This is a genomic window from Muriicola sp. Z0-33 (genome assembly GCF_026126425.1).
Classification (GTDB): Bacteria; Bacteroidota; Bacteroidia; order Flavobacteriales; family Flavobacteriaceae; genus JAFMPW01.
In genome coordinates this window covers 1-25541 of record NZ_JAFMPW010000023.1, presented here as the reverse complement: position 1 = coordinate 25541, position 25541 = coordinate 1, and the positions used below count along the sequence as shown (strand labels likewise).

Annotated in this window: 23 protein-coding genes; 1 reads left to right on the top strand and 22 read right to left on the bottom strand. The window is 29.5% G+C overall.

Annotation, left to right across the window (positions count from 1 at the left end; translation table 11 throughout):
* The 22 genes from J1G40_RS17940 to J1G40_RS17835 form a co-directional block, all read right to left on the bottom strand.
* Positions 1–2017: NACHT domain-containing protein (locus J1G40_RS17940; RefSeq protein WP_265244044.1), on the bottom strand; the 2017-nt coding region annotated here is incomplete at its 3' end.
* 538 nt (positions 2018–2555) lie between these two features.
* On the bottom strand, positions 2556–2891 hold the full coding sequence (locus tag J1G40_RS17935) for a DUF3291 domain-containing protein (RefSeq protein ID WP_265244043.1): 336 nt from the start codon (positions 2889–2891) through the stop codon (positions 2556–2558).
* Positions 2866–3333 carry a GNAT family N-acetyltransferase gene (locus J1G40_RS17930; RefSeq protein WP_265244042.1) on the bottom strand — a complete coding sequence of 156 codons (468 nt, stop codon included), beginning with the start codon at positions 3331–3333 and terminating at the stop codon, positions 2866–2868. Before J1G40_RS17930 ends, J1G40_RS17935 begins: the two co-directional genes overlap by 26 nt.
* Before the next feature lie 170 nt (positions 3334–3503).
* Positions 3504–4073 (bottom strand): HupE/UreJ family protein, encoded by a 570-nt coding sequence (locus tag J1G40_RS17925; RefSeq protein ID WP_265244041.1) that lies wholly within the window; start codon positions 4071–4073, stop codon positions 3504–3506.
* Positions 4066–5256, bottom strand: a complete 1191-nt coding sequence (locus tag J1G40_RS17920; RefSeq protein ID WP_265244040.1) for a hypothetical protein — start codon at positions 5254–5256, stop codon at positions 4066–4068. Before J1G40_RS17920 ends, J1G40_RS17925 begins: the two co-directional genes overlap by 8 nt.
* A gap of 30 nt (positions 5257–5286) precedes the next feature.
* The gene (locus J1G40_RS17915; RefSeq protein ID WP_265244039.1) at positions 5287–6435 is read right to left on the bottom strand and encodes a serine hydrolase domain-containing protein; all 1149 of its coding nucleotides are present in this window, start codon (positions 6433–6435) and stop codon (positions 5287–5289) included.
* Positions 6436–6674: 239 nt separating this feature from the next.
* Entirely contained in the window at positions 6675–7070 is a 396-nt protein-coding gene (locus J1G40_RS17910) for an antibiotic biosynthesis monooxygenase family protein (RefSeq protein ID WP_265244038.1), read from the bottom strand.
* Positions 7071–7130: 60 nt separating this feature from the next.
* The gene (locus tag J1G40_RS17905) at positions 7131–7814 is read right to left on the bottom strand and encodes a helix-turn-helix transcriptional regulator (RefSeq protein ID WP_265244037.1); all 684 of its coding nucleotides are present in this window, start codon (positions 7812–7814) and stop codon (positions 7131–7133) included.
* Positions 7815–7825: 11 nt separating this feature from the next.
* Entirely contained in the window at positions 7826–8125 is a 300-nt protein-coding gene (locus J1G40_RS17900) for a DUF1905 domain-containing protein (protein WP_265244036.1), read from the bottom strand.
* A gap of 74 nt (positions 8126–8199) precedes the next feature.
* Positions 8200–8829, bottom strand: a complete 630-nt coding sequence (locus tag J1G40_RS17895) for a hypothetical protein (protein WP_265244035.1) — start codon at positions 8827–8829, stop codon at positions 8200–8202.
* Between the two features lie 239 nt (positions 8830–9068).
* The gene (locus tag J1G40_RS17890; protein WP_265244034.1) at positions 9069–10211 is read right to left on the bottom strand and encodes a helix-turn-helix domain-containing protein; all 1143 of its coding nucleotides are present in this window, start codon (positions 10209–10211) and stop codon (positions 9069–9071) included.
* Positions 10212–10231: 20 nt separating this feature from the next.
* A complete protein-coding gene (locus tag J1G40_RS17885) occupies positions 10232–11374 on the bottom strand; it encodes a helix-turn-helix domain-containing protein (protein WP_265244033.1) in 1143 nt (380 codons plus the stop codon).
* 1099 nt (positions 11375–12473) lie between these two features.
* Positions 12474–13640, bottom strand: coding sequence for an FAD-dependent monooxygenase (locus J1G40_RS17880; RefSeq protein WP_265244032.1), 1167 nt, complete (start codon positions 13638–13640; stop codon positions 12474–12476).
* Entirely contained in the window at positions 13615–14292 is a 678-nt protein-coding gene (locus J1G40_RS17875; RefSeq protein ID WP_265244031.1) for a hypothetical protein, read from the bottom strand. Before J1G40_RS17875 ends, J1G40_RS17880 begins: the two co-directional genes overlap by 26 nt.
* Before the next feature lie 238 nt (positions 14293–14530).
* Positions 14531–14737 (bottom strand): hypothetical protein, encoded by a 207-nt coding sequence (locus J1G40_RS17870; RefSeq protein ID WP_265244030.1) that lies wholly within the window; start codon positions 14735–14737, stop codon positions 14531–14533.
* A gap of 360 nt (positions 14738–15097) precedes the next feature.
* Complete coding sequence (locus J1G40_RS17865; protein ID WP_265244029.1) at positions 15098–17320, bottom strand: carbohydrate binding family 9 domain-containing protein; 2223 nt, start codon at positions 17318–17320, stop codon at positions 15098–15100.
* A 141-nt stretch (positions 17321–17461) separates the two neighbouring features.
* A complete protein-coding gene (locus tag J1G40_RS17860) occupies positions 17462–18772 on the bottom strand; it encodes an alpha/beta hydrolase family protein (protein ID WP_265244028.1) in 1311 nt (436 codons plus the stop codon).
* 85 nt (positions 18773–18857) lie between these two features.
* Positions 18858–19934 (bottom strand): helix-turn-helix domain-containing protein, encoded by a 1077-nt coding sequence (locus J1G40_RS17855; protein WP_265244027.1) that lies wholly within the window; start codon positions 19932–19934, stop codon positions 18858–18860.
* A gap of 329 nt (positions 19935–20263) precedes the next feature.
* Positions 20264–21517, bottom strand: a complete 1254-nt coding sequence (locus tag J1G40_RS17850; protein WP_265244026.1) for a glycosyltransferase — start codon at positions 21515–21517, stop codon at positions 20264–20266.
* Positions 21518–21607: 90 nt separating this feature from the next.
* Complete coding sequence (locus J1G40_RS17845) at positions 21608–22564, bottom strand: DUF2268 domain-containing protein (protein ID WP_265244025.1); 957 nt, start codon at positions 22562–22564, stop codon at positions 21608–21610.
* Position 22565: 1 nt separating this feature from the next.
* A complete protein-coding gene (locus J1G40_RS17840; RefSeq protein WP_265244024.1) occupies positions 22566–23738 on the bottom strand; it encodes a hypothetical protein in 1173 nt (390 codons plus the stop codon).
* Between the two features lie 67 nt (positions 23739–23805).
* Entirely contained in the window at positions 23806–24486 is a 681-nt protein-coding gene (locus J1G40_RS17835) for a porin family protein (RefSeq protein WP_265244023.1), read from the bottom strand.
* A 493-nt stretch (positions 24487–24979) separates the two neighbouring features.
* On the opposite strand from J1G40_RS17835, the gene J1G40_RS17830 reads away from it, so the two are divergent.
* Positions 24980–25195 carry an Arm DNA-binding domain-containing protein gene (locus tag J1G40_RS17830; protein ID WP_265244022.1) on the top strand — a complete coding sequence of 72 codons (216 nt, stop codon included), beginning with the start codon at positions 24980–24982 and terminating at the stop codon, positions 25193–25195.
* The last annotated feature ends 346 nt before the right edge of the window (positions 25196–25541 follow it).

Sequence of the window (25541 nt, the reverse complement as noted above, 5' to 3'; positions counted from 1 at the left end):
CCAAGGCATAGCATCTGAATTTTGGTTTCAAATGCAACTTAAAAAGTGTAAACGATGTTTCTATAACTCTGTAAAGGATGTTTGTATATCGTACCGTTTGTTCTAAAGCTTCGTCTTTATCTATTGTTAAGAATGATCGTTTACGGAGATGAATCTTGATTAAATCATTCACCTTCGAAAAATTGGCTTCTCTGTTTAATATTGAATTTTTTCTATCTGTGACATGATAGGGTTTTCTTTTAGTTAATTGTAAATCAACTTTTTCAGAAACTGAGGCAATGTCAATTTGTTTTATAAAATCACAACCTAAGTTGCTATGGTACTCAATGAGGTTTTGTTCAGGTTTTTTTATTTCAGGGATTTTTATACAAGAAATATCGTCTTCATTTTTAGTCACATTAATACCAATTGACATTCTAGGGTATTTTATTTTAAACTTGTTTTTAAGTATCCTAAATACTTCAGAGGGATGATTTTCCTTTGACTTCAAATCAAATCGAATTCTTATAAGATATATGTCATATCCAAAAGTTAGTTCCTGTCTTATTAATTTTTCTGTACCGTCAAAGTTTTTGTAACTATTGTCAAGATATACTAAGAATTTATTTAGTAATGAAAGTGTAATTACACCTTCAAAACCTAATGGATCCATACTCCGATAAAGGTCTAAAACATTGATGTAAGACATATTATTTTCATGAAAGGCAATATGTTTTAATATGTCTTTTTTAATTTCTTTTGAATCAATAAATATGAATTGTGCAGCAAAATACTCTTGAAGGGATTTGTGGGACCATTTGTAATACATTCCGTCTTTTGAAAAAATCGGAACTGTAATTAACAGGTCTTTTATAAAGTCCGAAGATTTTACATTGTTTTCACCAACGTAGTCTAGTGACTCTTGAACAATTAAGCCAAGTTCATCTCTTGTGAACTCTATTTTGTTCTCTTGCTTCAAGCAGAAATATCCGAAAGCTCTTAAAACACGATGAAATTCATCAGAACCTAGTTTTGAATGTTTTTCTCTTTCAAAGGAATCTCCTTTGGAGAGGTCATGAGATTCAAATAAGGCATCAAATACTTGTCTGTAGAAAATATGTTTTTTAAAAGGGATGCTTTGTTTATGTTCAAATGCTGTAAACAAAAGCGACACTAATAATGGGGTTGTTAAATATTCTTTAATGTTCGAGAAATTATCTTTCTCTTGAATTTTGGAAATTAATAGTGCAGCAATTTTTTTAGATACATCATAACGTTTTATTAATTCGTAGGCTTCATCTGGAACTAGCGGTTTTATTTGGTATTTGAAGAAGTCGCTAAATGAAGACAAGGCTTCTTCTGGGCGTGATGTTAGTACAAATTTATTCTTACGAGCTTTTGAAATAAATTTCTGAATTTCAGTTGTTACGTGTGCTCTGTCGGTAATTGATATTTCGTCAAATCCGTCAAAGAAGAAAATAAAATCACCTCTTTTAATCAAGTCAAGTACAAACTGTTTGTCAATTTCTTCATTTATTGGATTGAGCTGTTCTAAAATCTCCTGAATGACGTCTTTACTTTTTGAGAGTCGCCTGAGTTCTATAAGCATTGGAACGCCTTCATTCTTATCAATACACGACAAGAGTAGTTTTTTCGACATAGTTGACTTACCCATGCCTGCGGTGTCGGTAATTAAAATTTTGTTGGATTCTTTGAATATACTGTCACTATATTGGTCAATTAGTATACTTTCTCGTTTATCATTTTTATCTCGATATTGTATTGTTAAGGGAATATATACTTCATCTAAAAGAATTTTCCTCCTTTTGAAAGCGACAGTGTTTAGGATTGCATTTTTTTCATAGGTCTCATTCAAATATTCCAAGAACTTATCCTCAAATGCGTGATCAATAATATTCTTATCTCTTTTCCAAGACTTTTTAATTTCCTCAAGCTTAGGCTTTAAGAATGTATCAAAAACAACTTTAGTAAGCGGTGCTGCAATCGTTGCTATATTTTTAACTGTATCTATTTCCATAATATTCTGCTTGCTGCCAACGGAGGGATAAACAAACTAGTTTGTTTATTTCTGTTTTGTTAATACCTTTAATCTAATAGATTTTTAATAATTTAAAAATTGTTTGTTGTCATATGGGCAAATATTCCTGCCGTCTTCCTCAAACTATTTCCTAATAGAACTTGTATTTTCCTCAGGCCTACTCCTGGTTATAATATATACGCAGAAAAATTAAGTTGATTAAAACTTAATTCTAAACCAAAATAGATAATTCAATACTTCAAACTATTACTTTTGGAGCCATACAGAGGCGAAAACTAATTCTTTAGCTGATTTATTTCACTTTTATTCTTCCTTCTTGGGTAGTTGAACATTTCCGGTTAGTTTGATAACTGATTTATCATCTACCTCTTTTGGTTTTGAATTTGAAGGCCAGTTCTCTCTTTTATAATTTCCAGGTAAAACCAAACCGATTATTAATTTATATTGAAAGAAATGAGAAGTTTAATAAATACTTAAATAGCTAATGCTAATTAAACCTTTTCACTTAATAAAAAAATTAATCACTAAATGATTTTCCTTTGGTTTTTAGTAAAATTTGCGCCTCTTTCCAGTTAGGTAAATCATTTGCATCTATTGTAATTGACCTTATTTCTTTGACTATAGATTTTGATTTCTTTAAAGCATCTAAGAGAGCTCCACTATATACAAATAACTTAATATCCTCTTCGTTTCTCCAAAGTGTCATTGTAAAGTGTTTATTCCAAAATCCTTTTTTCCTATACTCAATACAACGTGAAGCTTTTAATTGATTAGAAATATGAAATGCGAAAAAGGACAATTTAAAAAAATGTAAAGGAGATTTTATCTCAATAGAAGTTAGACTTATTTTCATTTCTTTTAGATTTAGTGTTATATCTCATTTTAAATATCACTTGTTCAGCTGGCTTAAATAAGTATTCCTCAACCTTACTAAATCCATATTTATCATAAAAAGCAAGTCCTATTTTGTTGTTTTTAAACACCTCTACTTCAAGGTTTTCGTAATTATCCTTTATATGATTCACCAAGGAAGACCCTATGCCTTTGGAATGATTTTCTGGCCTAACAAAAAGGCCAGCTATCTTATTCTCTCTCATAGAAATAAAACCTAAGATATTTTCATTTTCCTCATAAACATAAGTTTTGGCGGTAGGATCTGGAAGGTAAATAGTTCTCATATCCTTTGTTATGTTTTTTACAAATTCTTCGGCTAAAAAAGAATGCGCTAAAGTTGTAGCTTGTTGCCAAATATTCATAAGTTTATTTAAATCAGCTCCTTTGTATTCTCTAATCATTTTTTAATTGTGCTATTAGTTGTTTTCATTTTTAGTTATTTGCAAATTTTTATTAAACAGATCAAAAGTCGTGAAATAGATTCTCATAAACGCTTTAAGTGATAAGTTGAGACTTACTAATTTGGATTTTTTGATTAAATAAAATTATTCATTATCATTTTATCTATCATTTAAATCAAAATGAGCTTTAAGGTTAACAAAGTGCCAAATATCAAAATCAATAATCCCAAAATACGGAGATTTTGTACTCCTCTTTTTCGCTCAAACATTAATAGTGCTCCTGTTACGCCCAAAGCATTTAACCCAAGTGCTGTAATCAGAAACTCAGTTATGTGTTTTGTTGCGCTTATGCCCTCAGAGAGCTCATTAGCATAGGCAAATCCATGAATAAGACCAAATATTGCAGAACCTACCATGGCTATAGCAATGTATATCTTCTTGTTTATAGTAATGACAATACCAAGCAAGACCACTGATATTACAATCATATATTCTAAATTTTGAATATGATAATTATTAAGCCCAATTAGTGCTCCTAAAAATAGTATAGTCAAGAAACTAAGTGGCACTAGGTATATTGCCCTTCCTCCAATTTTTGCACCCCAAACACCTATAGCAAGCATGGTTAATAGGTGATCAATTCCAGTTAAAGATTGTAAAAATCCATGCCCAGAAAACCCATGTGCATATGAAGGACTGCTAACAATAACTAAACAAATAAATAAATATAGTTTACGCAATGGTTTTACTTTTTTTATAATCTCTTATAAGCATTGGGAGTGCTATAATTGCTGGTATCATCGGAAACAAAGCTGTGTACATCCCTGAAAAATATTCATAGTTTCCACCAAATTTTGCCATTTTCACAATCGGAAATACCAAAAGATGTGTTGGTTCTCCCAATATCATTCCAACAACCATAAACCAGAGAATGAAATTTCCGAAAGCTTGTCCTTTCCATAAACTATAAGCTGCATATATCCATACAATTGGCCCTATAAATGTAATTAAGTAATCAAAATGTGAATCTGACCAAGGTGTTCCTGAAATCTGTGCAATATCTCGATTGAAATGTGTGAGTACTTCTTCCCCTATATGAATAAAGAAAAAAGTGAGGAGTAATAAATATAAAGGTAGAAATTTTTGCGGATCGGCAGCATAATTTGCCGTTGTTAATCGCCATCCTATTAACCCACCAACCATAGAGCCAACTACAACTCCCAAAGGCAACTTACCTGCTGTAGAAACAAGAGTAATTGCATAAACAAGGATGAATGATGCAAAAAGAATGGTCCACAAATTTTTTTGTCTCTTATTTAGCGATGTAAGTTTAATATTTACAATAGTCGCTTGTTTTCTTTTTATTAGTCTAAGTATACCATATATACTAAGATAAAATAGCACCATAGAAAGCAATATTCCAGCGAAATATAAGTGGTTGTATTCGGTTATGTTTATTAATTCAACATACATTTGAATTAGAGATTCTAACGTAGCATATACCAGATTAAACCAAACAAAAAATGATCCAGCAAAATAGTTTCTACTAATTAAATAGCCACCAAATAAAAGCATCGAAATAGGCAAGCAAACTGCCCAGACAAACCAATTGGTATGATCAAAAATTAATCCATCTGCAAATAAACCTGTATAATTTAAATATATAAATTCTGAGAAACCTGAAGCGTATCGAATGGTATATAATACCATTAACAATACAATTATTACTAGGTAATTTCCAGAAATTACAGTTTTTTCTATTGGTTTTTTATAAGTATAACTTAACCATCCAATCAATGATATAATTAGGCAGGAAGTGAAAAGCAACGCAAGACCTGAGCCTATTGTTAGAAACATTATAACTACTGTAGTTATTAACGTTGATAAAATCCAGAGCAATGTAGAAAGTTTATTTGTTTGCATATCAATGTCTTTTAAATTTGGTCGGAATTACTAATTGTCAATAATAAATTCCCTTGTTAATCTAAATACATCTAATATCTTTTGGTAACCAATACTTCCATTATTAGTTAACAATATAACTTGCAAATCTAAATCTGGATTAATTGACAAAACAGAACGATAACCATCAAATCCACCGGTATGCCAAAAATCGTTTGGGCTGTTGTATATTCCTGTGTGTGGATAATTTCCTGTTCCGGTCATCCATCCATAACCATAATCTACTTCTTCTAACGATCCTTGAACTTGTGTTATTAAATTGAGGCTTTCTTCTGAAATGATGCTATAATTTAAAAGTGCATCAACAAATAAATTTAAATCATATGTCGAACTTACAATACCATTAGCGCCATAGATAAGAGAATCAAACCCTAAGACTTTGATTGAATTACCAAAAGATAAAGCATAATTATTATTTAAGTCTCCTAAATGGTCATTTTCACTAATTACAAAAGAATTTGACATGTTAGCAGGGTCGAAAATATTGGCTTTTATAAAATCAGGATAACTCATCCCTGAAATTTTTTCAATAACCATCGCTAGGAAAACATAATTTGTATTTGAATATCCACCTTCTGTGCCAGGTTCAAAAACCAAATTACTGAGACCTGAATTCGGAATTATTAGTGGTACCTGAGAGATTGTTAATCCATCCAATGTGGTTAAATCGTCATTATCATCAATATAATCCAATAACCCTGAGCGATGAGTTAGCAAATGTGAAATCTTAATGTTTTCAAAAGAGCTAGGTAGTTCCGGTAAAACATCTAACAACTTATTGTCGAGACTAACTAAGTTCTGCTCAACTAATAGCATTATTCCTATAGCTGTGAACGGCTTTGTTACTGAGGCAATTCTAAATCCAGTGTGCTGATTTACTTGATGGTCACCTTGTGTTCTAGCAAGCCCCATATTATTCTGATATAAAACATTTCCTTGATGTTTAATTAAAACACTCAAACCAGAACTATCTTCTGATTGATTCTGATTCAAGTAATCAGTAAGAATAGTTGATAAATTTGTTTGTTCAATGGAATCCGAGTTTTCGTCATCACTACTACAAGAGGTTGCAACACATAACAATACTGAGATCAAAAGACTATACAATGAAGTTTTACTAATTGTTTTTTGAAGTGTCATTATAAATTTATTTAATGTTAATAATGGTGCAAATATGTGAGTGCTCTTTGAATTAAATGCTTCAAACGATAGATTGAGACGTATTCGTAATAAAAAAGAGGGCTTACTATATAGAGCAAACCCTCAGAAACAATAATTTATGCTATTAATCTATTGTCCCTTAAAATTTTGATTAATTATTTAAAGCTCAAACAATAATTTTGGTGCTTCGGTCTTAATGGCCATTTTCGCAGCCTTTATTATTTTTCAGTATCAATTACTGGATTTAAATGCATAAATGTCATGCTTTCCTCATCAATCATTCCAAAGAATTTTTGACAAGTTTCGCTTTTCATTACCTCTTGTGCAGCATGCTCTGCTGATTCTAAATCGGTCCAATAAACAATATCTGTCCATGTACCATCTGTACTTACGGCAAGTTTTCTGCCTATATACCCATCAAATACTTCTACAACAGGATTGACTGCATTTGCTGCTTCAATAACTTCTTTATGACTGAACTCAGGTTTTGTTTTAAAAATTACGAGTTCAATTGTTCCGGTTTTTTGTTTCATTTTTTTTTCGATTTTTGAATTGTTTTGATTACTACAACTTAACATTGTTATAGTTGTAATTAGGATTAATAAATTTTTCATTTTTTAATTATTTTTTAATTGCTTCAAAAATAAAGAGGTGTAGTGACAGCCCTATGTCAACTAGAATTGAAAGTTTCTAAAATATTTTTGTAAACTGAATTCTGTGTTTGATTTAAATGTTTCCTGAGTTAATTTCACTCGAATTATTCTGTCCAACCTAAATTCTCTTAATTCATTTCGAAGTTGGCAGAAAGAAATTACAAGCCAAACACTATTAGTAAAATAAACTGCCATCGGTTCAATTCTGCGAACCGTAATTTTCTCGTTGTAAATTGAATGATATTCAATTTCAAGTAAGGATGAATTGGAAATAGCTTTTTGTATCTCAGACAACCAATTGCTTTCAATAATCTTATCTTTTACAAAACTAAAAGTGCGATTTTCGAGTAATTCAAGTTTTTCCTTTTGGAAGTTTTTAAGAGTTGATTTTATTTTTATTAATAATGCACTATAATTTGAATTGAAAGATTTATCTCCTTGTTGTTTAATTAATTCTTCAGAAATTATCAATGTATTTGCTTCTTCCTCAGTTAAAGAAACTGGAGGAAGTCGATAGCCATCTACAATAAAATATCCTAGCCCATTTTCTGATCCAATAGGCACTCCTGCGTCCTGTAGGGTCTTAATATCACGATATACAGTTCGTAAACTAATATCAAATCTATCTGCTATTTCCCTTGCAATCACAATTTTCTTGGATTGTAATTGAATCAAAATTGACGTGATTCGGGTAAGTCTGTTCATAGATAATTTTATTAAATCCAAATTCTGATATCAATATGTTTTTTCAATTCAAGGTTCTTCTTTTTCCTGATATCAGCTTTTATCGGCAGTAAATAAGTTTTCCTTTTTTGGTCAAACCAAATGGCAGTCTTCCATTCAAGGTTTTCAATACATGCAGTAGCTTTCATTCTACCCCAACCTTCTTCCTGCCATTTCAAGCTTTCTCTAATTTCTCTAGACATGTTATTTGGTAGAGATACAAATACCCATCCACCTTGTGACGAATATTGCCATAGGTAGGCAGTGAAAGAATACTGAATTTTAACCTGCATTTCTATATTAATTTAATTTGGCATACTGGTTCATGTAATATTCCTCTTTTGGATATTATATAATATTGGGTATTTTATTTAAATGTTTTAAATCTAAAACCAATTCTAAAAGAAAGTACGGGATCTAATTGAGGGATGGAATATTTTCCCCCTCCAACCGTTGTCTCTTTTTTACCTCTTACATAGGTATGGAAGGATGGTTGTATATATAAGCGCTCTTTTCTTCCTATAAAAAATTGGTATCCAATACCTAGACCTGTATCTATAGTTCTCATATTTTTTTCTTGCCCATTCTCCTTATTTACTATTAACCAGTTTTGAGTATCTATAAAAGTATAAACATGGAGGTTTTTCCATAAAAAATAATCAAAAAATACTCCAGCAGAAATGTCGTCGAAATATCTTTCAAAATTACTTTCTCCGTTAGAAAACATATTTACCTCAACATCAGTTCCTTTCATAGCTGCAACGCTAGCTCTAATTCGAAAATCGCCAAACCTATACCCAAGTGCTGCATGATAACCTTCCTGAAAGAACATTAAAACAAACGATTCTGCTTCTAAGGCCTTTATTTTCTTTTCTCTTTCAACCTTATTTGGATCAATATTATTTTGACTCCAAGCATTAATTCCAAGACTAAAAAATAATAAGGCAACTAGGAACTTTTTTGTTATTTGCGTATAACTTGTTTTTGAGATTTTCATAATATCATTTGTTTAAATATTAAATTTTTACGTTTGAAATTTTTTTAACAAGACAAAAGTTGAGAATTAAATTCTAACTAATGCTTCAAATGATAGTTTGAGACTTATTTATAAATAGCGACGTGCCTACTTTATAAAGCGAATCCAGCTAATAAGCACTATCACAAATAAGATATCAAGTTTATAACGTACAGCTAGCTCTTTGAAATTTGAGTCGAAATTCTTAATTAAATTGACGACTAATTTTTAGAATATTTCTTTTGATATTCTTTGGGTCCCATTCCAGTAGTTTGCTTAAAAATTCTATTTAGGGAGGCCTTCGAGTTAAAGCCACTTTCGATCCCTAAAGCCAAAATGGTGAATTTTCTATTTTCGGGATTGGATAATAATTGTTTGAAATGATTTACTCTATATGCATTAACATAATCGTAAAAAGGCTTGCTAGCTTTAGAATTAATTGTTTGAGATATCTTATGAGTTGTTACCTCGAGTTGTTTCGCTATCTCATCAATTTTTAATTGTGGTTCTAAATAGATTTCTTCAAAATCAAAAAGGTTTTTGATTTCTTCAAAGAGAGAATTCATTTCATTATCTGTTAGTGAAGAAGACTTGTATTTTTCAAATCCACTCTCTATGGCATTGCCATTATTTCTTAATTGAAGAGAGTCTTGAAATTCCTTTATGTTAATATTAGAATAGTGCCTTATACCATTATAGCATAAGTAAAATAGCGAAAGAACTACTAATGCATAGACAATATTGAAGGGTGTATTTATATTCGTAATAATACCAAGGTTAAAGCTTAAGAACAAAAAAAAACTTAAAACATTAATTACTAAAAAGGTATAAACAAAATATCTAAACCAATTTAAATGAATAAATTCAATTGAGGAATAATAATTTTTTATCCTCTTTCTATAGTTATTAATTTTTTTTAAAAACCACAATAATACTCCAATTACAAACGCATAATGGCCATTATATAAAAACAGATAAACCATTGAAGGCGATTCTAATAAATTTGAAATACTTTTATCCGCATTATATTCATTGAAAAACATAGTGTCTAAAACAATAAAAATAAAGAATACTGTTCCGTAACCATAAACCCAAAACCAACGTTTTTTCACCTTTCCATTTTCAGAAATTAGTAGTAGGCCATATAGTATCAAGCAAGGAAAAGTAAAAGTATTGAAGAAAAGGTGAGCCAAGAAACTCATTAAGGACAAGCCGTTTTTCATCCAAATGTCAGACCCCAAAATGCCGGAAAACAGGATTATTATAAGCATAAGATAATAATCACTTATAATTTTATTTTTTTTTGAAATTATAAATAGTAAAAAAATTGAAAGAATACTTATTCCAATTACATCAATTATCATCTGCAAGTAAGTTAATGATTTTAACTAAGTTCTGCTTTTTGAAACTCCTTGGGAGACATTCCAGTATTTTGCTTAAAAATTCTATTTAGAGAAGCCTTCGAGTTAAAACCACTTTCGATGCCTAAAGCGAGAATAGTGAATTTACGTTTTTCTAGATTAGCCAGTAATGCCTTAAAATGATTTATTCTATATTCGTTTACATAATCGTAAAAAGGCTTATTAGCCTTAGAATTAATTGTTTGAGATATCTTATGAGTTGTTACCTCTAGTAGTTTTGCTATCTCATCGATTTTTAATTGTGGTTCTAGATAAATTTGTTCTATCTCAAAGAGATATTTTATTTCTGCAAAGAGAGAATTCATTTCTTTAATAGATAATGATGATGATTGGTACTTAATATTTAGGTTTTCCCCATTATTACTCTTAAAATTAAGTGATTTGTCATATTCATTAATCAAACTAAAATCGGCTAGAGCATATTGTCTGATTCCATGATAACTAAAATAAAACAATGATAAGACAATGCCTGAAAAGATAACCATAAAGGGCGTTTTTACATTGGCTAAATACCCGAAATTATACATAAGAAAAATTAATATTGATAGTGCGTTTAAAATAATAAAACAATATGAAAAATTTTCTAGCCACTTAAGTTGTAAATTCTCTATTGAAGAGAAATTATTCCTGATTTTTAGTCCATATAATTTTAGTGGTTTTAAAAACCACAAAAGCATTATTATACTAAAAAGATTGCTTGATTTATAAAAAACATGATAGATAAAAGGAGGGTTTTCATATAAATTTTCTAAATCGGATGTATTATAGTTATTAAGAAAAAAAACATCAAAAAGTAAAAAAACATTAAAAATAATAGCGAAACTGTAAAACCACAACCATTTCTTTCTTAACACATGCTCTTCTTCTATTAAAACCATTCCATAAATAAGAAAAGATGGAAAAATATAGGCAGATAAAAGGCTTACTAAGATAAAGCTCAAACTTGTAATCCTTTGTTGAATCAAAAGATCTGAAAAGAGAAAAGTCGCAAATAATATCATAGTTAGAGTTAAGAATATATCGCTAACTCTTTTGTTCCTTTTTTGAAGAATGAACACAATAAATACTAGTAATACACTAATTCCTATAATATTAATTACTTGCATTAAATTGATGTTAAAATCAGGAATTTTATTTCATGGATAAGCTGATTATCAAATTTTAAATTAATAACTAATAGAATTAAATTTTGTCTCCTATTAAACTAAATAGGTATAGAAACTTGAAATTTATCCAAAATAAAAATAGTAAAAGTCGACCAAGAAAATAAAGTGTAAATTCAATTTTTAAAAATTTATCAGTTTTTCTTAAAACTTTTATTTCCTTTAATTAAAAAATGAAACTTTGCTAATTTATAAGTGCTTAGACCTTTCTTTTTAATCGGGAAATAAACCGAAAATGAAATTGTCAAGTGCAAATAAAATTACAAAGAAAAAGAGAACATGCTCATTACAGCAAGTCTGGGCGCATTTAAGAGCTATAGGATATCAGTCCTGTTCCTTAGGCCACATGGCATCTACTTCAATGTCTTTAAACTAGATATCATGTCAAAAGACATCTAAAATAGATGCTTCTTACATGAAGCAAGTAAATCAAATCAAAAAGTAAGATTTTTTAATACTTGATGAATTTGAAGGCAAAAGTCAGTAAACATCAAAAGAAACTCTTTTATGGAAATTATAGAAGACAGGCATGGAAAAAAGCTAAATAAAAACATCTCAACTTCCTTTCGAAGTATTGTATTAATTTATGAGAGAAAAGACCATTACAGATGCCATTTTTGATAGATTGTTGGCGCAACCAGTGCTCAAATCAAATATCAAAAGGAGATTAAAGCTATAAAAACGAATAGGAAAAACTACCACTATGCAAACGACTTTGAGCAATCAGTTTGTTATGCTCATTTTGATTCGATCTAGATTGTTTACTTTAACCGTCTTATCCTGAGTACTACTTTTTATTATAATTTTATAAACCAAAAAAAGTGGTTATTGAAAAAAGTGAATTGCAATAATATCTTCTTAAAATAGTACTCTACTCTTTCTGATTCGAACTCAACTGTTAATTATCTAGTTCCTTGTTTATCCGAATTAAAAACTGTTCTATTCAAGATTAGCAAAAACATAAAGTTTCGTCATTAGAACCACTTCTATCATTTTCTTTTTAGTAAAAAATGAAAAGAAAACTCATACCCAATTCCTTTTGTTAATTTATATCCAAATTAAATATTTTGTCTAATTTTTTTCTGTTTACTGATTCTGGTGTTAATCTGAAAATTCGATTTCTTAAATTAACGGCCAGAGGATTTTCAAAATGCGCTACTTTTCCTAAGGCCCAACTTGTTTTTACAACTTGATTTACTTTTTGAAATCTAATTTTTTGAAAATTTCGAAATGCTTTTTCTGGAGAGTATTTACCTAAACATTCTGCTAACACATATGCATCCTCGATTGCTTGACAAGCTCCCTGACCCATATTAGGAGTTGTAGCATGTGCAGCATCTCCGATCAAGCATACATTTCCAGAAGACCAATTTTTAATTGGTTTCAAATCTATTAGTTCATCAGTATGAATTTTTTCTTTAGGAGTTAAACTTATTAATTCTTTAATAATTGGGTGATAATTTCCGAAATATTCATCAATCTTATTAACAGAAAGTTCGTCCCTTTTATTCACAAATGATTTTACAGCAAACCAATATACTTCACTTTTTGAAATTTGAACAAAGCCAAATCGGTCTCCTTTTCCCCAAGCTTCATTTAGTTCATTTCTTAATTTTAATGGTAATTGATACGGTGTTATACCTCTCCAACATAATTGATTTGTCTTTCTTAAACTATTAATCTGAAATAAGTTTTTTCTAATTATCGAATTTAGGCCATCAGCAGCCAATAAAATATTAGACTTTTGTTGGCCGCCATTTTCGAAGTCGAGTTGAAATCCATCTGTACTTTTTATAACACGATTAAGTTTGTGATCCAATATTATACTTTCTGACCCTAATCTATCACTCAATATTTGTTGCAAAACTCCCCTACTTATAGCTATGTTTCCCACACCAAATTTATGTTCAAAATATTCTAAATTAATTTTAGATATTTCATCTAAATTAGGCTTGCTTATTTTCACACATGATATTGGATTACCATTTTTTGCTATTATATTTTTCAATCCAAATTTTTCAAAAACTTGCATAGCATTGTTAGCTATAATAATTCCAGCTCCTACAGGTTTAATTTCTTTGGCTTGTTCAAAAACTTGTACATCAAATCCTTTTTCCTTTAATGCTATAGCAGTTGTTAATCCACAAATCCCAGCACCTATAATGTCAATTTTCATTTCTAATTTAATTTTTGATTTGTAATTTTTCATCAATCAACTTCATTTGTTCTAAAGCCAATCTATGCAATAATTCTTGCCCCTTTTCAAGTGCTAAAAGAAACATTAATGAATTTCTAAACTGAATATTGCTAATCTTTTCATAACTTATTATTTTGCTATTTACTAAATCAATATCCTCTATTAAATATTCCCACAGATGTTCTTTCTTCCAATCATAGTATCTTTTTCTGTGATCAATTAATTCTTGAAGAGTAGACTTTAACTTTAGTAGTTCTGTATTTAAAGTATAATCTTTTAAATAATTATTTAAATATGCATCTAGGTATGCTGTTTGAATACGCTCTTCGCGGATGTTAATTATATTCATAATACTATTCTCTATCTTATGCCTGTCTAGCTCAAGATTATTTGACACTAATAAATTCAAAAGTGCCTTCACCTCATCCTCAGAATACTTTCTATATGAAGAAAGTAGATTAAACTCATCCAAATTTGTTTGATTTTCAGCTTTCAAATTTTTTATTAAATAAATTTTCATTGATCTCTCATCAGATTGCGCTTTTTTAACATTAAGTTGAAATGCCACTGAGACACTAAGAAATACTATTATTAATTCAACAAAAAAAGCTAGCCAATTATGTTTTAGTTGACTATTGTTCATGTTTCTTCTAAGAACTTTCATACATACATATTATTTGGCGCCTTAGCGTATTGCTATAATTCAAAAAGATTTTCATTATTCCAATCAGTATATACACTTGCACTAGAATAATATTCATAAGACTCGCGCAAACCATCTATTTTTAATCTCGATAATCTTTGGGTGAACTCAACCTAAAAAAACCTGTCCGTTAACAAGCCATAATGAAGGATATGAAATTGCCAAAGCCGTAAACAGCTCATAAATTTTTTATTATTTCTCAGATAATATTGCTATGCATATCATTTATAGCTTCAATATTAGATGTACCATACCCCCTTACAATTTCATAGCCCCTTTCATCAATAAGCGTAACGACATACTTACTTTGTTCTCTTCCAAATTTTAAATATTTGAATTCTTTTTTTATCAATATTTGATCGGGGTCACTGTTGTTTTTGTCTTCACTTTTAGTAATGTCAAACATAATCGATGGTTTTACAAATCTCATTATTCAATACTAGTTAAGGCTTTTCACATACTCATTATAATTGACTCTCACATTTTCCAAAACAAACGATATTTAATGGGGTTTAGTCCGTAATGAAATCCTCGTCCAAAAAAGGATTAGCGGTAACTAAAGCCCGTTGCCATATACTCCTATGGTTTTCTAAATGCGTATTATTATATTCTCTAATCATAAAATATTCATTAAAATAGCGATGTGCACAAAACTATATTCAATTAATTTTCCAAACGCTTCAAACGATAAATTGAGACTTTGTTTATTATGATTTCACTAATAATTAGGAGATTAACAAAAAATAAATTTTGTGAAATTTATAGTTTAAAACCAATATGTTAATTTTAGAATGACACTCTTACTTTTAAGGTTGTAATTCTCAGAATTATAATTGTTATTAAAAATAACATATAAGTCACTCATTGGAAGGAACCTCCATTGTAGTCTGGTGTAAATAGCTAGGTTATTGTTTTGAGTGTTTTTTTGAACAACAGTATTCAAAAACAAATTATTTGTAAAACTTATATCTGATCTAAATTTTAAAAGATGTATCTTCTTATTGATCCCATTGGCTATATCATTTACAAAATTACAATTATAGGAGAGACTGAAATTACCCCAAGATTTGATTCTGAAATTTTCATTAAAGTCTAGACTTAATCTAGTGCCATCAAAAAATCCTCCATAGCCAATTCTAATATTTGATTTAATAATTCTTCTATTATCTGTTTCATATGATATTCCATATTGGTTAAAATTATATTCACCTTCGGGTAAAATAAAATCGCCTCCCAATATATTTGTTGAATAGGGAAGTTTAACTTTTCTAAAATTATAATCTATTGAAAACGAGGAAGTATTTACAAAACTAAAATCCCAGGCGACTGAATTGTCTTGCTCAGTTAATTTTTCTCCTATGGTATTAAAATATAAATGATGCCAAGTTCTTATTCCATGCCAATTTAATTTGCTTTTAGGAGTTTTACTAAAAAGGAGGTGTTGTAATTTAGAGTGAATATGAGTATAGCCTAACTTAAAAGTTTCTCCGGTAATAACGTTATAATTTTCTATGCGAGGGTTTATTCCTAACTCAGGCACATAATTTTTACCAACAACTTCTACATTCCAACCACTTCTAAAACTGCGAGTATTGTAGTTACCGGAAAATCCATAATAATGGTTTTCACTTAATTTTTCTTCTGTTTTAACACTATGAAACTTAATGGTATTATTGAAATTCTGACTTTTAGAAATAAAGTTAAACTCAGTTCCAAAATTATTCATATACTGTTTTTGAACATTATTTAATAAATGTTTGTTTATATAAAATATTTTCAAAACTGATTTTTTGAATACTTTTTGGTGAAGAGCAGAAACTGTATAATTTTCAATTAGGATATCATCCATTTTAGATGTCTGTACATTCATTATACCAATCCTAGTATTCTTCATTAAATTTCCAGTAATTTTCGCGCCGAAAGAAATGGGCACTAAATCGCCATTATTTATCCCAATATTTCTAGAATAGAATGGTCGGACTAGCTCACTTCCGAAATTTGAAAAAATATCATTATTTTCTATAAAGAAATTCCTTCTCTCTGGTAGAAAAATATCGAACCTAGAGACATTTGTTATTTCTTCATCCGTATCTGCATTTGAAAAATCAGGATTCAAGGTTAAATCTAAGTTCAATGAACTTGAAACATTGATTTTACTATCAATACCAACCTTTATTTTGCTGCTATTAATAGGGTTTGTCACATCTGTATGCTTTATTGAAGAAAAAGTAGCGTATGGTGCCAAACTAAAAAACCTTCCATTTTTGGGCACATCTTCAGACCAATGCAAAGTCCCCATAAAGTTTAAATCCATGCTTCCATAATTTACTGGAAATGACGTCCAAGTATAGTCATAGTTTGTAAACATATCATTACGTATAAAATTTATACCCCAATCTCTGCTTTCATTATTAAACCTTAAAGATGAAAAAGGAATTGATATTTCAGCAATCCAATAATCTTTATATTGTTTTACAGAAGAATCCCATTTACTATCCCATGCTTCTGAATAAATAGTTTCGGCACCATTATTTGATAGACTTGATTCAATTTTTGCACCACCAACATTTACGCCAAACATGTATCCATTTTGCCCTTGATTTATAGGGTCTATTGTCATAGTAAAACTATCACTATCCCAATGGGCTCTTGAATTGTCAAGTGCAACTGATTGTATGAATCTTTTTCCATTATCATAACATTTTACTTGAACATATAAGTTTTTGTCATCATATGTTAATTTTATTAAAGTAACTCGTTTTGCTTTGCCTGAATCAACAGGATAATGATTATAGAGGTTTTGAATAGCATCATAGTTACTCCATTCATTATTATCATCAATTCCATCAATTTCAATTAATGTGGTTGCTGGTTTAATTTTATATTCTTTATTATAGAATGTTGGAATAGATTCTTGAGAAAATAACCTAGCTGTTATTAACACAATAACCATAATGGTAAAAAATCTATTTCTATTAAAAAGAATCATTATTTTTTGAATGTTAAATAAATGAGGTTAATACTCAGTCTATTTGTGTGGATTATTTTTAGACATAGGTAACCCATCAATAAAAATCGTGTGATTTTTAAATTAAAAATTCTGTAACTCCTATTTTTTTTTTAAATTAATCTATAAGCCTTCTAGCCATGTAGAAATAGTGGTTATATAATCAGGGTGCGGCATTGGCCAATATGGAAAATCACTGCTATCTATTAACTGCATTGAATGGTTGGCATTTTCTAATAAAACAACTCTTGAGTTGAGTTGCTTATCCTTTAAGGATTTATATATTAAAGAACTGCTTTCTTCAGGAATAATTTCATCCTTAGTCCCTTGAATTATTAGTAGTGGTTGATTGACTATTTTAAAATATGGCATAGGAGAGAATTGAAGCTTACTATCAACACGTACCTCAGCCAAGTTAGGTATCCATATCTTGGAAAACCAAGAGCGATTTTTATTTTTTGTAATAGCATTCTCTAATGTCTCTAATGTCGTTAAGCCTCCTATATATTGGTAAACCAAGCGTTCCATAGCAAAAGCTTCATCAAAAAATTGACTTTCAATTATAGGCCGATTAAGATTCTTCCAATAATTTAAATCACTCTCTAATAAAGAGCTTGAAGGACAACTTACAACAATACCAAAGGCAAGGTTTTCTAATTTAGATAATATATAAGGTACCTTAGTTCCACCTTGACTACTTCCTTTAATACCGATTTTTTCAAATGGAATATTCAATTTTTTCGATAAAAATTTTAAACCATTAATATCATCCATTGATAAATCCTCAATTGAAGAACTTCTCCAATCACCTTCTGAATTACCTGTACCACGCTTATCAAAATGAAAAGTTATGTAATTTTGCTTAGTAAAATTCATTGCTTCAGCCCGTGAAGCACTTCTATCTGCATTCCCTGAAGAGGTAACAAAATATAATACTTTCTTGGAAGGCTTATTGGGGTAAAAAATGGTTCCTTTTAAATTTAAACCATCGGACTTAAAGGTAACTTCTTCTTTACGGAAACCAGGATTCCTTAAATCACCTTTTCTTTTTAATTTGAAGTTTTGCACCACACTATCCACAGCTAAACTAGCAAACAAATTGGTGCCGTCTTTAGATAATTTGTTTCTAAAATTAAAACTAAAATAGTCGCTGTTTAATTCAAAATAAATAGAATCTTCTTTACTCCTAACATTGGAAGTGGGTATTCTGTAGGCATTTTGATCTGGACTTGTGAAATATACATTAAAATTAAGAGAATCCTTTTCAATCTCAATTTGTATAGGTGTAGAAAAGTTTCCGTGGGTAAATTCTCCTTCATAAAAACCAATAAAACTTTTCTCGTAGTTAAGATTATTTTGACATCCAAAAGCTAATACAATTGTTATGAGAACAAAAGCTTTCTTTTTGAACCACTGTCTTAATATTGATTTCATTTTTCTGAATTTTAAAACCTTAGACAATATTAAAAATAGAAAACACAATTAATTCAAGAATTTAGACTAAAAAGGTACTGTTTTTTTATTCAGAACCTTTTTTGAACTCTGTTGGGGTAAATCCTGTATATTTTTTAAACCAAGTATTGAACGCTGATTTTGAGTTAAAACCAACTTCATACATAACCTCATTTACTCTTGTATCACCATTAACGGATTGTCTCAATAATTTCTTTGCCTCCTCAAGTCTTTGAAAACTTATATATTGAGTATAGGTTAAGTTATACGAATCCATCAAAATTTTTGATAAATTATGCTCGGCAATATTTAATTCCTTGGCTAGACTCTTCAAAGTTAATTTAGAGTTCTTAAATATCTTTTGATCTGACATAAGTTTTTGTAGCTCCTTTAGAACGTTTAATTCAGAATCACTTTTAAGTATTTCAATATTATTGTTTAATTTTTTAGAAATAATAAATAATCTATCATTTTCTTTAAAAAATATGGGATACTTCCTTTGAAATAAAGCAATTAGTGAAATTTGAGTCGTAAGGAGAAAAAAAATAGAGAGGACCAAAATCTCATCCAAATTATTAAACCTCATGAAATTCTCAATCAATAGTAAGACTGTAATTATAGATTGAATCAAGAATAATGTAATGGCAAAACGTATTCTTTTAAATTGAAGTGTAGTTTTAATTTCTTGAATTAATTTTCTTCTTTTACGTAAAAAAATTATTAGAAGAATTATATAAAAGGAACATTGAACTGTTATTAATATTGTAATATAAGAGTTGCTGTTAAACCTTAATAATTTTCGCCCATAATCATCAAAAATCCAAAATATAATTATACATAAAAATGGAATATTAACTTTGAAATGCTTAAGAACGATTTTTTTTAAATTCTTGATTTTAAATAGCGAAATAATGTGAAAAAACATCAAGGGAATGAGAAAATAACCTGTAAACGAATTAAAAATAGGAAATACGACTATCGCTGAATTATAAAAGGATAAAATTTGATTAAACGCTATGAGACTTATAACCAAAGAGTAAAAAGCTATAAATCTTGAGTTTTTTGAACCTGAAAATAATTTCCAAGATATAATAGATCCCGAAATGGTGATTAAATATAAAAGTGTTTTTATAACAAGATGCATTTCAGCAATTTACATATTATTACACAAAAACCCTGAATACATATAATATGTTAAATTCAACATTTTCTTAAAACCAAACATCAAGAAATATTTTTAAACTTTGAAGTATGGACTAATTACAAAATCCTCTTCTAAAGACCAATGAACTGAAACTTGTTCCTACTCTTATAATGGCTATTAAAAAATAACTCATGCCTTACTTTTTTACTGTCATTTGCATTGCAAAGTGAGAACTTAAAATTATTCCTTCTTCACTGCCCAAAAACTTTGTGTGGAAGCTTTAACCAAATTGATTTGCAACAGATTACAAGAGCATTTTGATTTATTTTTTAATTCATAATAAATTGGTATAATTCTTTTTTTAATTTTTCCTTTTTCATTTGCTCTGAAATTTGTTTGGCTCTTTCTTTATACACAGCATTTTGGTACAAATTCAAAATGAGAGGCTCTAACGTCTTTAAATTCAGTTTACTTATGTCAATACCTCTAGGGCCAACTCCTAAATCATAAACTGCATTTCTCCACATAAACTGATCTATAATATGAGGAATAATTAAAGATGAACAACCATATTTTAAAGAAGTATGTGTTGTGCCAGAACCTCCGTGATGCATAACTGCATAAACTTTTGAAAAAATCCAATCGTAAGGAATATTTGATACAAATAGAAGTAAGTTCGATTCATAGCTATTTGGTTTCATTAATCCACCAGATGAAGTATTTATAATCGTTGGAATACCATAACGCTGAACAATATCCAAAACTATAGCTGTTTTCTCTTCAGGATTTTCGTTTGTCATACTGCCGAGTGTTACAAAAAGGATTTTATCATGTTTGGAAATAAATGCTTTTAATTCATCATTTGCTTCCCAAGTGTTTCTCTTATTTCGTTCATGAAATCCTAAAATTTGCACATTTGTAGGCCAATAATTGGGACGGGTAAACAAAGATGGAGAAACGGTATAAATCATTTTTGAGTTGCATAGTACTTTTTTTAATTGTTTGAATGTTATTTTTTTAATACTTGCGCAATCCTTTGTTACTGACAATACATTTTTAATAAGTCCATAATTTGAAAGTCTATAAGTAAGCTTATTAATAATTGATCCAAAATTCTTATTAAACCCAATATGTGCTTGATTTTTTGTACTATGAACTAAATACGGAATTGGGCTTACTAAAATCGCTTTTTCAGGATTGTCGATAGTCCATATTAATGGATAAAGAGATTTAATGTTGTAAATCACTTTGTCTGGCGTAATGTCATTAATTAAATCCTGCTGTTGTTTTACTAATATTTTGTTTACTAAAGATGATTTTTGATATAATGAATAATACGCTTTTATTTTTCTTATGATTGATGCTCTGCCCCCCATTACTATTTTACCATTTACACTTTCTAATAGTTCGAGAAACTCTGCGCCCAAACCAACAAAGTGATGATTTGCTTCTTTTGTAATAGTTCTAAATTGCTCTGGAAAACAACATACTATGTCATGACCTTTTTCTTTTAACAATTCTGCGATTGCCAAAAAAGGTTCTATATCTCCATTTGTTCCTACAGAAATTAAAAGTATTTTCATAGTATTAATTCAATATTTGGTCAGCTGTTATTTAAATAATCAAATGAGAGAATACTTTTTCAAACAATTACATACGCAGGAAACCCTCACTTAATTATCAAACTTATTCATATATCCACTTTTCATTAAAAACAATTTTGGATCTTTCATTTCTATAATTTCTTTAATAGCAGATTTGTTATCTTCATTTTTCTTATAATAAGATTGGCAAATTTTATATCCTATATAATAGCCCAAGTCGGCTGGTCTGTTAGAATTATAATTATAAAACCAATCAGTGTCAGAAAACCCCTTATTATTTTTTACATCTTGATAAAATTCAGTCCATAAATCCTTCTCATTAGCCTCTCCATAATTAAATATTGCGGGATTCATTATTTGTTCACCTATGAGTAAGGATCCAATAAAATCCGCTGCCCCTTCAGTTATTGCTTGAGATAATAATGATACATTTTCATTGTCTCCTAAAATTTGTTGTGTATGCACTAATTCGTGAGCTACTAAATGTATAACATTACCATTTTTACTTTCAAACACGTTTTTTAAAAACCCTGTGATTTCTGTAAGGTCAACTATTTTAGGGTCAACTGCAGCAATTTCGGCGCCTATTAGTATAAGTCCTTTATCTGTTGTACCTCCCGTTCTTGTGGGACTAATTGCAAAACAAATATTTGGTGCTTTAAAAGTTGGATATAGCCGCGCCATTTTCAAATATATCTCGTCAATCTTTGCTCTATCATTTTTTATAGCTTCTAATAAAGGTCTTATCGTTTTTAAGAATCTGGGTTTATTTTTTGCTAGAGCTACATACTCTTCAGTAAAAAAACCTCTTAATTCAATAAACTTTTTAAACTCAGGAGTAGCTTTATCTATATAAAAACTCTGAAAAGTTGCAATACTATCTTTTGAGTCTTTTAAAGCATCATGAGCCTCCCAAAAATTATCAATGTCTTCTGTCAATATTTGATATTCCATTTTAGGAATTTCATTTTTACATGAAAAAACAATAAGTGTTAATGTCAATATTGAAATAATATTTTTTTTCATTTTAATTTTCTCTTAATTTATTATTAATTATCCTATTTATTAATGGGTCCTCTCCATGATAAAATTCTTCCCAACTGCTTTCTATATATATATCCGGAAAAATTCCTGGTGTATCATTTTCGGAGTAGGTATAATAATCACTAGAATATGAACAAGACATTTTTGATTTAGGTAGTGTAAAACTGTTGTTCTCTTGATAACCGTTTGGTCTTGCTCCAGTAGGTTTTCCAATAAATGTTCCTTTTAAGCCTTTATGAAAGTCACTGGCATTACCCATTCCTGCCGAGAATGTTACTTCTCCAATAGCAACATAAACGTTTATATTCTTTGATAAAACTGTTTTTTTTATTTTATCTAGAATTATTTTTCCTCTGTTGCCATCACCACCACCATTAATTCTAAAATCTATAAGTAATGTTTTAAAAGTTTCCTTTTTTATCCATTCATTTAAATCTTTTGCAAATTCCTTAATCTCTTTTTTAGAAGGATAACTCGTGAAATTGAAGTAACCTATGTCCGTTCCTTCTATTTTTTGAAACCATAGAGGCTCATTCATTCGGCTATAAAAAAGAGGAACATTTTTAAACGTTTTAGTCATATTAGACATATCACATGATTGTTTGATACAAATCTTAATAATCTCTATTTGACTTTCTTTTCCTCTTACTGTTAACTCTAGAAAATTATTTTCATTTGTGATTTTTAGATAGTTTAAGACTTCAATGAATCTTAAAATACTCTGAGCCTCATTCTTAAAATAACCAGCAGACTCGCCTTGTGCTACTAAACTAGAAGCCTTTTCTAATAATTCTTTGGGTGAATAAGCACCAAATTTTATTATTTCCCAGCCCTGATATTTTTTTAAGTCAACTTGAATATCTTGAATGTGCAATCTATCTCCAAACCATCTAAAATAAATGGGGAGATCATGGAATGAATCATATGGTCTAGCATAAGTATGTCCGTCTCCAAACTTAGCTGCAAAATCAGTTAATGCTAATGCACATTCAGAATTTGAACCAATTTCTATTCTTTTTAATGCTTCTTGGTATTGGTTGTTAATAAACTTTTTAGTAACAAAATGAAACGGATTAAGATGGTTTGAAATTATTGTATGATTCAAAAAGTTCAAGTCCTCTTTCCACTGTTCTTTTGTTATTTCAATATTCAGCATGCCTTGTCCATTTGAATAAGAACTTATAAGACAAACAAATAGAACTAATATTAATTTTCTCAACTTACTAAAATTGATAAACTACACCTAAATTAAAATCAAATTTATCATCAACATCCATATTTGTGTCTTCATCATAATCAACATTAACAGTACCTACTGTGGCTTTAATACTGAAATTCTTGTAAATAGGTGTTTCTAACCCAATACCATACCGTAAAAATCTTTGTTCATCTAATTGACTAAAAGATGTCCTATTAATATCAGTAATTGTAATGTTAAATCTTCTTTTAGTAACGCTCCCATAAGCATAAGCCAATACATTTTTCTTTTTGCCAAGAGTTACACCGAGATTAAAACTATAACCAAATTGAAAGCTGTTTTCGTAATCAATTTTTAGTTGATTTCTATTATCGACCTGTTCTAAATCACCATCAGTAAGCCCAAATTGAAGCGCAGCTCCAATCAATAGTCTATCATTTAATAACTGTTTTCTATATCCAGAAGAAAACTCAACTACAAATCCATTTTTTTGACTAAGTACATCTAGGTTGTCAATAAATGCCCCGCCAAATATATTTTGTGAGCCTACATTCAGTCCTAGATAGAATCCATCAAAAACCTTATCTGTATCTGACTTTTTCTTGTCATGATTTTGAGAAATTGACATTGTTGTAGTAAGCAATAAAACTATTAAGCTTAAATATTTAATAGCCAACTGTCCGAATTTAATTGAATTTTGTTTCATGATATTCATTTTATTATTACAAGGCAAAACTTGCGATATTAAATGTGTAAAATGCTTCAAGTGATAAGTTGAGACCTATTTCTTAGAATAAAAAAACTTATCGTATTAGGCAGAAAAGTCATCACCACAGGGGTGGTTTTTTTGTTTAACGAAGAACTTGAGGCATCGCTTCGAAAGTTGCAAAAAAACCAAAAAACATTTGCATCTACAATGGACTTTCTATTTCCGAAAGGAATCCCAAAGGATTACTGAGAGTAATCCTGCCGAGGTCACTGGGAGGAAACTCCAAACGAATACAAAACCTTGCAAAATCTATGATTTGCAGGGTTTCGTTGTTTTTGGGCCATCATTTTAAATGATTTGATTTGGTTTAAAACGTCAACAAATCGTCAACAGATGTTTTAATCGTCAACAGTGTTGACGAATGACCAAAAACACAAACCATAGTTGATTTGACTTTCATCTTATTTTTTTAACCTTAAAGATGACAACTATGAAGACATCACACACTTTCACAATCCTATTCTGGATAAACAAATCTCGTATCATTTCCGGTCAAGCCGAACTATTTGCAAGAATTACCGTAAACGGAAAACGAACCAACATTGGTTTGAAAAGAAAAATTAATATTAGAAATTGGGACAACAAAGCCAAAAAAGCTATAGGAAACTGTGCTAAAGCTAGAGAAATCAATAACCATATAAATTGATTTCGGTCAAATACTTATAATTGTAATTTTTAAACTTTGTTTTGTCTTTGATATCGTGCCATCCGATAATTCTTTTTAACGGCTCTATAAAATGTACTTCTTCTTTAACCGCTCCGGTATCACCTTCTAAAATTTTATTGTCTAAAAACTTACAGGTATAATCAATTGATCTTAATTTTAGCAGCGCCTTTCTTTAATCGATTGAATCTTGTTTTTGAGTCAATAGAGAATCAATCTTTGTGATTTCTTTCTGTATAGTGTCAGCAAAAAGTGAACTTTTAAAGGGTTAAATCTAAGATATAGATTTAATATTTTTAATAACCTTTAAAAGCAAGACAAATGCCTA